This window comes from uncultured Ruegeria sp., from assembly GCF_947497005.1.
In the GTDB taxonomy this organism is placed as follows: domain Bacteria; phylum Pseudomonadota; class Alphaproteobacteria; order Rhodobacterales; family Rhodobacteraceae; genus Ruegeria.
This window is the reverse complement of the sequence record NZ_CANMFF010000012.1, coordinates 117,475-129,168: the sequence shown is the minus strand read 5'-3', so window position 1 is coordinate 129,168 and position 11,694 is coordinate 117,475. Positions and strand designations below refer to the sequence as shown.

The following is an 11,694-nucleotide window of genomic DNA, read 5'->3' as shown; positions in this document are numbered from 1 at the left end:
AACCTTACATGAGGTTAATAATGGGATTGTAATCCCTACCGAGGCGGGGCTGTTTTCTAGGGTCAGAATTCATAACCAATAGATGACGATAGCCGTGAGCGCGATGGCAGATAGGAACACCTTGGGACAGCGGTCATAGCGGGTTGCGACGCGTCTCCAGTCTTTGAGCCTGCCGAACATGATCTCGATCCGGTTGCGGCATTTGTACCTGCACTTATCGTATTTGACTGGAGCCTTGCGCTTCTTCCGGCCAGGGATGCAGACGCGTATCCCTTTGTCTTTTAACGCATCCCTGAACCAGTCGGCGTCATAGCCGCGGTCTCCGAGCAGCCAGTCGACTTTTGGGAGGCTGCTGAGCAACGCCCGTGCGCCGGTGTAATCGCTGACCTGCCCGGCAGTGACGATTAGATTAAGCGGTCGCCCCTGGCTGTCGCAGATGGCGTGCAGCTTCGTGTTCATGCCACCCTTGGTTCGACCAATCAGACGTCCACGTCCCCTTTTTCGCGGCCATGCTGGTCGCGGTGCGGTGGGCCTTTAGATACGTCGCGTCGATCATCACGGTCTTTTCCTCGCCATGTTCGGCGGCCAAGCCTACCATCATCCGCGCGAAGATGCCTTTCTCGCTCCATCGTTTCCATCGGCTGTATAGCGTCTTATGCGGTCCGTATTCCTTGGGAGCGTCGCGCCAGCGCAACCCATTGCGATTGATGAAGATAATCCCGCTCAGTACTCTCTTGTCATCAACCCGAGGCTTGCCATGCGAATTCGGGAAAAAGGGTTTGAGACGCGCAATCTGCGCGTCAGTCAACCAGAAAAGATCGCTCATGTCACCGCTCCATTTTCGGAGCCGTGAATCACGTGGCGCGGCGGAAATCAATGCATCATGACCCTAAGGAGTAGACTATGAAAAGAAGAGTATTTGGCAAGGGCCTGATGGCTGCCACCGCGCTCGCAACCTCGTTTTCAGCCTCGATGGTGCTGGCTGCTGACAACTATGTGATCGGTTTTTTGCAGGTCACCACAGTTGAGCCCTGGCGTGTCCAGTTCAACAAAGACCTGCGTGCCGAAGCTGACCTGCACGACAATGTCGAACTGATCATCGCGGACGCGAACGACCGCACTGAAAAGCAGGTGGCCGACGTCGAGAACTTTATCCGCCAGGAAGTTGACGCGATCCTGATCTCGCCCAAGGAGTCCGCTGGTTTGACCGGTGTGGTCGAGCAGGCAACCGACGCGGGCATCCCTGTTTTTGTCCTGGACCGAATCGTAGACACCGACAAGTTCGTTCAGTGGGTCGGCGGCGACAACGAACTGATCGGCCGCGAAGCCGGTAAGTTCGCGCTGGAGCAACTCGGCGGTGCGGGTGCAGCCAAAGGCACTATTGTCGAGATCTGGGGTGGTCTGGGCACGCAAGCCGCGCATGACCGCGCCAATGGTTTCCACGAGGCCTTTGACGGCGAAGAAGGCGTGACCTTCCTGCTCGATCAGCAGTCTGGGGATTGGAAACAGGATCAGGCTTACGACATCACGTCGACCGCCCTGCGCAACTATGAAGACATCACCATGGTTTATGGCCACAACGACCCGATGGCCTATGGCGCTTATCTGGCTGCCAAAGACGCGGGCCGCGCAGATGACATCATCTTCATTGGTGTTGACGCTCTGCCAGGTGAGGGTGTGACCTGGGTTGCCAATGGTGAACTGTCGGCCACCTTCCTCTACCCAACCCCGGGTGCCGAAGGTCTGCGTCAGGCTCTGAAGCACCTGAAAGGTGAAGAGGTGCCAAAGTCGGTCGTTATGGGCACCGAGACAATCACTGCCGATAACGCAGGTGAAGTCCTGAAGAAGAACGGTTTGTAAAGACCGATCAGGCCGGTTTTCTTTCTCCTCCCTGTCGGGGTGGCCGGCCGGACACGCAGGGGCTTGCGCCCCTGCTGTGTTTTTTAGAAAGCTTCAAAAAAGGTGCCGCCAATGTCCGAGCAAAAAACGAAACTCCAAAAGTACTCCGCTCCCGCTTTCGAAAAGGGTCTGGATATTCTTGAGTTTCTGTCTCTGTCGGATACAGCCCCTACCCTGTCTCAGCTCGCGCAGGGTATTGGCCGTTCGAAGAACGAAATCTTTCGCATGATGATCGTGCTGGAGGAACGCGGCTACATCGATCGTCAGGAACGTGACCTGTTCAAACTGACCGGAAAGCTTTCCCTGTTAGGCGGAGACCGGACAGATAACAACAAACTGGCCGAGTTGGCCGAGCCTTACATGAACCGCTTGGCCGAAGAGATCGAACTGTCCAATCACCTCTGGGTGCCAAATGGCAAGGACGAACTGATTGTGATCAACAGCGTCTCGTCGTCTCAAAACTACGGTGTCACTGTGCAGGTCGGCTACACAACGCCTGTGTATCCGACATCGGCCGGGGCGTGTTTTCTTTCGGAAATTGCCTCACACGAAGATCGGCTGGCATATCTTCGCAAAATAGCATCGGAGGAAAACCCGGATTCTCTGCAAGAGTTTTCTGATCTGGCGGCAATCTGTGCCGACCAGAACTACATCTCTCTCGTCAGCCCGGAGAGCAACGCCATAGGTGAGATTTCGGCACCTATCCGGCATGGCATGGGTCAATCCGTGATCGCGTCACTGACGATTCCGCATTTCGCTTCCGCTCTAATCGTGTGAATCCCGGAGACAAAATGGCCACTGAATCGGTTGGATGATCTGACCGTCGCGGAGCAAAATTCCGCAGTCTGACACCTGAGGCGAACGAGCTGAGGGTGGGGAGATGTATTCAGTGGAACTTTATAGCCGGGTGCGGCGGGCGTGCCATGTTGACGGGATGAGTAACAGCGCTGCGGCGCGTCTGTTTGGTATTGATCGCAAGACCGTTGCGAAGATCCTGAAGCACTCAGTTCCGCCTGGTTACCGGCGTGAAAGCCCACCAATTCGCCCCAAGCTTGATCCGTTCGTTGCGATCATCGACCAGATCCTCGCGGACGATATGAGCCGGATCAAAAAGCAGCGTCACACGGCGAAGCGTATCCATGAGCGCCTGCGGGATGAACATGGCTTCACGGGCGGGATCACCATTGTCACGGATTATGTGCGGGAGAAGAAGCGTCGGGCCCGAGAGGTGTTTGTGCCACTGTCGCATGCGCCGGGCCATGCCCAGGTGGATTTTGGGGAATCTCTTGGCGTGATCGGCGGCATTGAATGCAAGTTGCATTATTTTGCGATGGCCCTGCCACACTCGGATGCATTCTTTATCAAGGCGTATCCGGCCGAGACGACCGAAGCTTTTTGTGATGGCCATAATGCAGCGTTTGGCTTCTTTGGCGGCGTGCCACTGACGATCCTCTACGACAACACCACGATTGCTGTTGCGAAGATTTGCGGCGACGGGAAACGGGAACGGACCAGAACCTTTGCCGAGTTGCAGTCGCATTACCTGTTTGATGACAAGTTTGGCAGGCCAGGAAAGGGGAATGATAAAGGAACCGTTGAAGGTGTGATCGGCTATGGGCGACGTAACTTTCTTGTTTCCGCGCCCCGGTTCGACAGCTTTGGTGCCCTGAATGCCTGGCTCGAAGAGCAATGCCTGAAGCGCCGGGGCGATACCGTGCGAGGTCATGCCGAGCCCATCGGCGACCGCCTGATGCGCGACCTGGATGCGCTGATGGTGATGCCGCCCACACCCTATGATGCCTGCGAGAAGGTCAGCACGCGGGCGACATCGATCTCCATGGTCCGCTATCGCAACAACGATTACTCGGTGCCCGTCGCTTATGCCCATCACGAGGTTCAGGTTCGAGCCTATGTCCATGAGGTTATTATTGGCTGCGGCGCTGATGTGATTGCGTGTCACCGTCGGTCTTATGAAAAGGCCGATATGGTGTTTGACCCGATGCACTACCTGCCTCTGCTGGAGCAAAAGGTTGGGGCCCTGGATCAGGCTGCGCCGCTCAAAGACTGGGACCTGCCAGACGAGTTTGCGACCTTGCACCGGCTGCTGGAAGCGCGAATGGGCAAGACCGGCAAACGGGAGTATGTGCAGATCCTGCGCTTGCTGGAGACCTTCGAGATCGGCCATGTCCATGCGGCGGTCAAACAGGCCCTAAGTCTCGGTGCCATTGGTTATGATGCCGTCAAACATCTGGTCCTTTGCCGGATCGAGAAGCGTCCACCACGATTGGACCTCGACATCTATCCCTATCTGCCAAAAGCACTGGTCGAAACGACAAACCCGGCCAGCTACAAGGTGCTGATGCCTGGAACGGTGACATGAGCGACACCCCACAGGTGCTGTTGCAGCATCATCTCAAAAAGCTCCGCCTGCCAACCTTCCACAGCGAGTATGACAAGCTGGCCCGGCAATGTGCGACCGAGAACAAGGATCACATCCAGTATCTGCTGCGGCTGTGTGAACTGGAGCTGATCGAACGTGAACGTCGGATGATCGAACGGCGGATCAAGGCTGCAAAGTTCCCGGCGACCAAAAGCCTGGACAGCTTCGACTACAAGGTCATCCCGTCGCTGAACAAGGTTCTGACCATGCAACTGGCGCGTTGCGAGTTCGTGGATCACCGCCAGAATGTCATCGCCCTTGGGCCGAGCGGAACCGGCAAAACCCATGTCGCACTGGGGCTGGGACTGGCGGCATGCCAAAAAGGTCTCAAGGTCCGCTTCACAACGGCCGCTGCACTGGTTCACGTACTGATCGAGGCGGTTGGCGAGCGGCGCTTACAACGCCTGCAAAAACAACTGACCAGCCAGGACCTGTTGATCATTGATGAACTCGGCTTCGTTCCTCTCAGCAAATCCGGCGCCGAGTTGCTCTTCGAGATCATATCGCAACGCTACGAGCGTGGGTCCATCATCATAACGTCCAACTTGCCATTCGACGAGTGGACCGAGATCTTCGGATCAGAACGCCTGACCGGCGCCATTCTCGACCGACTGACCCATCACGTGCATATCCTGGAAATGAACGGAGAAAGCTTCCGGTTACGCCAGAGCCGCAAAGCCCAAAGCTGAAATCCAGCTGAAGAAGGAGAAATGCTGGCCTGCGGCCAGCGCGCCCTGGCACGCGTCAGCTATATGACAAGCACACGTGCCAAGGCGCCGACAACTCCTAAGCAAACTGTTCAATATTACGCCGGGAAACTGACCCTTTTTGTGCCGGGATTGACAAACATTGCCAAAACTCGATTGATTGATCTCTCGAACTGCGAATCTATCGTGTTTCAGGTTCGAATGGTAGTGTCGCAAATCTTTTGGAGCGACCATAGCCAGCGATATGCTAGACGCAGTTATCCTGCTATCTCCGCTAACATTCGAAAGCCGGAAGTCGTATCACTAGAGAATTGCTTCTTCCGGATCATGTTGGCGACCTCGATGCCGTCCAAAGTGGCTGAAGCGGATTCGAACGACTTAAACCCACACATGTGCCGAACACGCCGCTTTATGAACCGATGATCCTGTTCGATCATGTTGTTATCCGGCATGAATAGGCCTGACGCTCCGATCGGAGGTCCCGAAGACCTCAATGTGGAATACTATTGTTCTACCGAGATTGGGGTGTTGGGAGCACGAATGGCGGGCAGGCCGAAGTATTTGATGAGCTGCGAGCTCGAGTTGTTATCTGGCCGCCCCTTCGACTTGCCCGGTTGTGCTGCGAGCGCGAATCCGTAGTTGTCGTGTGGCCCGCTAGCTCCCTTGGTTACTGACCTTGGAAAGGAGCCAGTCATGAAAATCATTGCCCTTGATGTGCATCGAACCTTCGCTCAGGTGGCGATCCTGGAGAATGGCAAGATACGGGACGCAGGTCGCCTTGAGCTTGAGAATGAACACATCCTGAGTTTTGCAGAACGGCTGAATGTCGAGGACGAGATCGTCCTGGAAGCGACGGTCAACACAAAGGCCATATTGTGGCTGCTGTCGCCTTTTGTAAGCCGTGTCGTCATCTCAAACCCACTGCTCGTTCGTGCTGTCGCCTGGGCCAAAGTCAAAACCGACAAGATCGATGCAAGTGTTCTGGCGAAGCTTCACGCCAGCGGCTTTCTGCCAGAAGTCTGGATGCCGGACGAAGAAACGGAACGGCTGCGTCGGGTCGTTGCTGAGCGGGTGCAGCTGGTTTCCCAGATGACCCGTCTCAAGAACAGGATCCATTCGGTGCTGCATGCCAATCTAATCCCGCCGTACAATGCGTCTCTATTTACAAAGCGTGGGAGGAAGTGGTTGGAGGACCAACCCGTCGCGCAAGACCAGCGCCGCGTCATCCTCCGCCATGCTGGCGAGCTGGACCGCCTCGGTCTCGAGCTCAAACAGATCGATGAAGATCTCGCACAAACGGCGCTTCAGGAGCCGCGCGTGAGGCCGCTGATGACAATCACCGGCGTAAACATGATCGTCGCGCTAAGTGTTCTGGCCGCAATTGGTGATATCGAGCGTTTCTCCTCCCCAGAAAAACTCGTCAGCTATTTCGGTCTCAATCCCCGCGTTCGGCAGTCCGGTGACAAAGCAGCCTATCATGGCCGCATCACAAAGCAGGGCCGGTCGCACGCGCGAGCGATGCTGGTGGAGGCGGCTTAGTCGGTCTCTCGTATGCCCGGACCGCTCAGAGCTTTCTTTCGGCGGGTCAGGGAAAAGCGCGGCAGTCAGATCGCTGCAGTTGCGACAGCAAGGAAACTGGCAGTGGTCATCTGGCACATGCTTTCCAAAGGTGAGGAATACATCTGGAGCCGTCCCGCTTTGTTGGACTGGAAGCTGAGAAAGCTGGAACTGACTGCGGGCTATCCCTCACACCGTGGTGGCAGGATCAAGGGACCCGCTGCTGACTACAGCCTCAAATCAGTAAGAGATCAGGAAAGGGAAGCGGTTGGTCACGCCGAAGAGGTTTACCGGCGTTTCGTAACCAAGTGGAAACAGCCGTCACCAAAGGCAAAGCCGATTTCACCTCAGTAGATCACCCAAAGCTAAGGGTGCGGCACCTGAAAAAGTTCTTGTCAAATACATCCGTCAAATATTTGGACCTGATCGTCTGTACTTTGGCTGGGCATCCGAACCGCTTCAGAATCCTGTTCACTTCTCGAATGCCAGCTGCATTTGCGCCACTCTTGTCTTTGACGATTTTATTTGGGATCCCGTTTGACGACAGTGCTTTGGCAAAGAAACTGGTGGCTTCTGGACGATTTCGTCGCTCAGACAGCATGAAATCAAGGGTATTTAAAGCTTTGTCGACTGCTCGATAAAGATACATCCACTTGCCGCGCACACGGAGAAAGGTTTCGTCCATGCGCCAGAAACTCAGCGTTGGTCGCTTCTTCGATTGCGCGCTCACGGCGATCATCGACGAATACTTAACAACCCACCTGTTGAGAGTAGCGTGGTCCACCTGCACGCCGCGTTCGTCCATGATCTCTTCCAAATCACGATCCGACACTGTGTAACGCAAATAGAAAGAGGTGGTCCTAGTTTTTCGACCAGTTTGCAGCGTTGTTAAGGTGGATCAGGGTTTCATTTCAGGCTGCTGATCTCATCGGTTCTGTTTTGTTGGCACAGGCCTCATCGGGGGTCAAGATGCCGTGGGTCGAGTGCGGTCGTTCGGCGTTGTAGTAGGCCAGCCACTTTCCGATGCCGATCTTTGCCGACAAGCTCCAAGTCCGCCATTTTTCTAATCTCCTGATGGTTTCCATCTCCAAAACCTAACAGATGAGAGATCAGGGGATGTCCATTCCATCAGAACCATTTACAATCTAAAAGCATTAATCGGTTTGCCAAACACTCTTGTGAAAGAGCGTCTAAGTGCAGAAGCACAGGAAAATCCGCATCTGTGCGCAATTTGCTCGGTGCTTGATCGGGTTTCCTGTACGAGGTACCGGGCATGTTGAAGACGGTACAGCTTGTAGTACTTTCCTGGCGTCATACCCAGTTCATCGGAGAAGGCGCGGCACAGTGTTCGTTCCGATAAAGAAACGCGCTCAGCCAGTTCGAATGTCGTCAGCGGGGTTTCGACATTTTCCGCAATGATGTTGAGCGCTTGTAGCAATTTGGGTGATCCGCGGTCACGCAGTCTCGCGGCACCACGATTTCCGCTTTTCTGTCGCGCAGGATCAAAGATGAACATGCTTGAGGCATCAAATGCAGCAGCCGGGCCAAATATTTCCTCTATGAGTTCGAGGATCATTTCCAACACCGTGCTGGCACCTCCACAGGTCATGAATGGCCCCGAGCTAACGTAACGCGCGTTTGAGGTGTCGACGTTAGGAAAGGCCTCTGTGAACGCATCCAGCTCCTGCCAGTGAATGGTTGCTCTGTGGCCGTCCAGAACCCCGGCCTCGGCTAACAGCCAAGAGGCAGTATCCAGGGCCAGCACCCGTCGGGCATTGCGGGACGCCAGCCGGACCATCGAAACCAGCTCTCTGGTGACCTGTTCGCGTACGCTGTAACCGGCCACGATGACAAGTGTGCTTTTGGTCTGCTCCGGGTCGAACCGCCTGTTTGGCGACAGTCCAAGCTTGCTGGAACTGGTGACAGTTGCGCCGTCTAGCGTTGTTACTTCCCAGTCCAAATCTGCGAAGATCGAACGCATTTTGACATCGCGCAGGGGTTCCAGCGCGCTGGCCAAAACCATGTTCGAGAACCCGTCCAGCAGCAGGAATTCGAAACTTTCGTGCAAATTTGACGACCTTTATCACTATCCTGCCGATTTATGTATCGTGTTCGTTTGGATATTGAAAGTACCTTCTTGTCACTTCGCAGTTCAAAGACTCTCAACACCTGCCATTCGGAGGCCTATTTCACCATGTTGGTTTCTGACCTTCTCTGGACACCCAGTGCCGAAAAAATCTCACAGACACGGCTTGCCGCGTTTCGGAGCGGCGCAGGTGATCGGGCTGGGAGGTTATTCGACACCCACGCCGATCTGCACCGTTGGTCTGTGGATCAGGCGGATACATTCTGGCGACTGGCGTGGGAATTTTGCGGTCTTGTCGGCGACGCCGGAGACACAACACTGATCCCCGATCAAGATCCGCTGAATGTCAGATTCTTTCCGAACGCTCGGCTGAACGTCGTCGAGACCTTTCTGAAGAATCCAGACGACCGCGATGCCATCATCTTCCACGGCGAAGATGGCCGCCGCCTGCGTTGGAGCCGTGCCGAACTGAAGCATGAGGTCGAGCGTCTGGCCGCTGCGCTGAAAGTTGCGGGTATTGCCGCAGGGGATCACGTCGTGGGATATGTGCCGAACATGCCGCAGACCGTTGCGGTCATGCTGGCTACGGCGTCCTTGGGGGCCGTTTGGTCCTCTTGCGCACCGGAAAGTGGGCCAGACGTGGTGGTGGACCGTTTCGGTCAGATTGCGCCGAAACTGATGTTCGCGGCAGACGGCTATTTCTACAACGGCAAGCGCTTTGACACGCGTGAAGCCATCGCCACCGTTGCGGCCCGCGTGCCGACCATCGAACAGGTCATCGTCTGGCCATACGCGCAGGACGGCACTGGCCTGCCCGAGGGAATGACGGAATATGACAGCTTCAAACTGACCGCCACGCCAACGCTGGACTGTCGCCCGATGGGGTTCCGCGATCCGCTTTATGTAATGTTTTCGTCCGGAACGACCGGCAAACCGAAATGCATCGAGCACTCGGGCGGCGGCACATTGCTGCGCATGATGGTCGAGCAGCAGTTGCATTGCGATCTGCGCGCCGGTGACCGGATGTTTTATTACACAACCTGCAACTGGATGATGTGGAACTGGCAGGTTGCTGCACTGGCCTCTGAGGCCGCGATCGTTCTGTTCGACGGAAACCCGACCTATCCGGGCATCACCCGCCTGTTCGATCTGGTCGAAGCAGAACAGGTCACGCATTTCGGAATCTCCGCAAAATTCATTGATGCCGCGCTCAAACGCAGTGTTCGGCCGGTCGACAGTCACTCCCTTTCATACCTCCGCGTGGTGCTGTCGACCGGTTCGCCCTTGTCTCCGGACGGGTTTGACCACGTGTATCAAGACTGGAAAGCGGACGTGCAGTTGGCCTCGATCTGCGGCGGCACGGATATTCTGGGTTGTTTCATTGGCGGCTGCCCGACGTTGCCGGTGCATAAGGGAGAGATTCAGGCCCCAATGCTGGGGCTGGACGTAGCCACGCTGGATACAGATGGCAATCCGGTGGCAAGAGTGGCCGGAGAGCTGGTGTGCCGCAATGCCCATCCGTCGATGCCGACCCGCTTCCTGAACGATCCGGGGCAGGCACGCTATCGGTCCAGCTATTTCGAGACCTACCCGAATATCTGGCGGCAGGGCGACTTTACCATTCAGACGAACAATGGAGGTTATGTCGTGCTGGGCCGATCGGATGCGACGTTGAACCCAGGCGGCATCCGGATCGGCACCGCCGAGATTTACCGGCAGCTTGACAAGATCGAACAGGTCGAGGACTCGGTCGTTGTCGGGCAGAACATCAACAACGATGTGCGTGTCGTTCTGTTCGTGACCACCCCCGACGGCTTGTCTCTGGATGGCGAGCTGGTCTCGCGGATAAAAACCGAGATTCGCACCAACGCGTCACCGCGCCACGTTCCCGCGAAAATCATCAAAGTCGCGGATATCCCGCGCACGAAATCCGGCAAAACCGCCGAACTGGCCGTTCGGGATGCCGTGAACAATCAACCCATCCGTGACCTGACCGGCCTGATCAATCCCGGCGCGCTGGCCCAGTTCACGGACCATCCTGACCTAAAATGCTGACAGAAGGACGCCAGCCATGCCTCTCACAATGAACCGTGACGTTTTCATCACCTGCGCCGTGACCGGTTCGGGCGGTACTCAGGACAAATCTCCGCATGTGCCGCGTAGCCCTGAGCAGATTGCCAACTCGGCCATTGATGCGGCCAAGGCGGGTGCCGCCGTGGTCCACTGTCACGTGCGTGACCCTGAAACCGGAGCGCCGTCGCGCGATCTGGGCTTGTATCGCGAACTGACCGACCGTGTACGCGAAGCCGAGGTAGACGTGGTTCTGAACCTGACTGCTGGCATGGGCGGCGATATCGTGTTCGGCTCGACCGAAAGCCCGTTCCCTGTCAACGAAGCGACCACCGACATGATCGGCGCGACCGAACGGATGGCGCATATCGCGGAGTGCCTGCCGGAAATCTGCACTCTGGATTGCGGCACCATGAATTTTGCCGAAGCCGACTATGTGATGACCAACACCCCCGGCATGCTGCGGGCGATGGGTCAGATGATGACCGATCTGGGCGTGAAGCCCGAGATCGAGGCGTTTGATACCGGACACCTGTGGTTCGCCAAGCAATTGGTGAAAGAGGGCATCCTGGAACCCAACGCGCTGGTTCAGCTATGCATGGGTGTGCCGTGGGGCGCCCCGAACGACATCAACACCTTCATGGCGATGGTCAACAACGTACCGTCCGACTGGACATGGTCGGCGTTCTCTCTTGGCCGCGATCAGATGCCCTATGCTGCGCAGTCGGTTCTGGCAGGCGGCAACGTCCGTGTTGGCCTGGAAGACAACCTGTTCCTGGACAAAGGCGTTCTGGCTACCAACGCACAACTGGTTGAGCGCGCCGCGACGGTGATCGAGAACATGGGGGCCAAGATCATCGGCCCCGATGCCGTGCGCAAGAAGTTGGGCCTGACCAAGCGCGCACCCGTCGCAAAGTGTGCCGCAGCATGAGCGC

12 protein-coding genes and 1 pseudogene are annotated in these 11,694 nt (G+C 56.3%); 8 read left to right on the top strand and 5 right to left on the bottom strand.

All coding sequences use genetic code 11. The features are described 5' to 3' along the window. Positions 1–69 precede the first annotated feature (69 nt). Positions 70–826, bottom strand: a protein-coding gene (locus tag Q0816_RS17265) for an IS5 family transposase (RefSeq protein WP_298852870.1) whose coding sequence is annotated in 2 segments (ribosomal slippage) — positions 70–496 and positions 495–826 — 759 coding nt in all. Because the reading frame shifts where the segments join, the coding sequence is not laid out codon by codon here. Between the two features lie 77 nt (positions 827–903). Between Q0816_RS17265 and Q0816_RS17260 the strand changes: the two genes are divergently transcribed. From Q0816_RS17260 to istB, 4 genes are all read left to right on the top strand, one after another. After that, positions 904–1,860 (top strand): substrate-binding domain-containing protein, encoded by a 957-nt coding sequence (locus Q0816_RS17260; protein ID WP_298852868.1) that lies wholly within the window; start codon positions 904–906, stop codon positions 1,858–1,860. Positions 1,861–1,971: 111 nt separating this feature from the next. Then, a complete protein-coding gene (locus Q0816_RS17255) occupies positions 1,972–2,676 on the top strand; it encodes a helix-turn-helix domain-containing protein (protein ID WP_298852864.1) in 705 nt (234 codons plus the stop codon). Between the two features lie 103 nt (positions 2,677–2,779). Next, on the top strand, positions 2,780–4,279 hold the full coding sequence (gene istA / locus Q0816_RS17250) for an IS21 family transposase (protein WP_298852862.1): 1,500 nt from the start codon (positions 2,780–2,782) through the stop codon (positions 4,277–4,279). Next, complete coding sequence (gene istB / locus Q0816_RS17245) at positions 4,276–5,028, top strand: IS21-like element helper ATPase IstB (RefSeq protein WP_298852860.1); 753 nt, start codon at positions 4,276–4,278, stop codon at positions 5,026–5,028. The genes istA and istB overlap by 4 nt, the downstream gene beginning before the upstream one ends. Positions 5,029–5,303: 275 nt before the next feature. Here istB and Q0816_RS17240 read toward each other — a convergent pair. Then, positions 5,304–5,489: pseudogene (locus tag Q0816_RS17240) on the bottom strand (DDE-type integrase/transposase/recombinase); the annotation flags it as partial. 250 nt (positions 5,490–5,739) lie between these two features. On the opposite strand from Q0816_RS17240, the gene Q0816_RS17235 reads away from it, so the two are divergent. Beyond that, entirely contained in the window at positions 5,740–6,585 is an 846-nt protein-coding gene (locus tag Q0816_RS17235) for an IS110 family transposase (protein WP_298852857.1), read from the top strand. 102 nt (positions 6,586–6,687) lie between these two features. After that, on the top strand, positions 6,688–6,957 hold the full coding sequence (locus Q0816_RS17230; protein WP_298852856.1) for a hypothetical protein: 270 nt from the start codon (positions 6,688–6,690) through the stop codon (positions 6,955–6,957). Between the two features lies 1 nt (position 6,958). On the opposite strand, the gene Q0816_RS17225 is transcribed toward Q0816_RS17230, so the two are convergent. Genes Q0816_RS17225 through Q0816_RS17220 form a run of 3 tightly spaced genes read right to left on the bottom strand, consistent with a single transcriptional unit; the run spans position 6,959 to position 8,671 of the window. Next, positions 6,959–7,486, bottom strand: a complete 528-nt coding sequence (locus Q0816_RS17225; protein WP_298852934.1) for an IS6 family transposase — start codon at positions 7,484–7,486, stop codon at positions 6,959–6,961. A gap of 28 nt (positions 7,487–7,514) precedes the next feature. Further along, entirely contained in the window at positions 7,515–7,688 is a 174-nt protein-coding gene (locus Q0816_RS26105; protein WP_367180524.1) for an integrase core domain-containing protein, read from the bottom strand. Between the two features lie 53 nt (positions 7,689–7,741). Then, positions 7,742–8,671: a GlxA family transcriptional regulator gene (locus Q0816_RS17220; protein ID WP_298852854.1), complete on the bottom strand. Its 930-nt coding sequence runs from the start codon at positions 8,669–8,671 to the stop codon at positions 7,742–7,744. Positions 8,672–8,797: 126 nt separating this feature from the next. Between Q0816_RS17220 and Q0816_RS17215 the strand changes: the two genes are divergently transcribed. Continuing rightward, a complete protein-coding gene (locus Q0816_RS17215) occupies positions 8,798–10,744 on the top strand; it encodes an acetoacetate--CoA ligase (RefSeq protein ID WP_298852851.1) in 1,947 nt (648 codons plus the stop codon). Between the two features lie 16 nt (positions 10,745–10,760). After that, positions 10,761–11,690 carry a 3-keto-5-aminohexanoate cleavage protein gene (locus Q0816_RS17210; protein ID WP_298852848.1) on the top strand — a complete coding sequence of 310 codons (930 nt, stop codon included), beginning with the start codon at positions 10,761–10,763 and terminating at the stop codon, positions 11,688–11,690. The last annotated feature ends 4 nt before the right edge of the window (positions 11,691–11,694 follow it).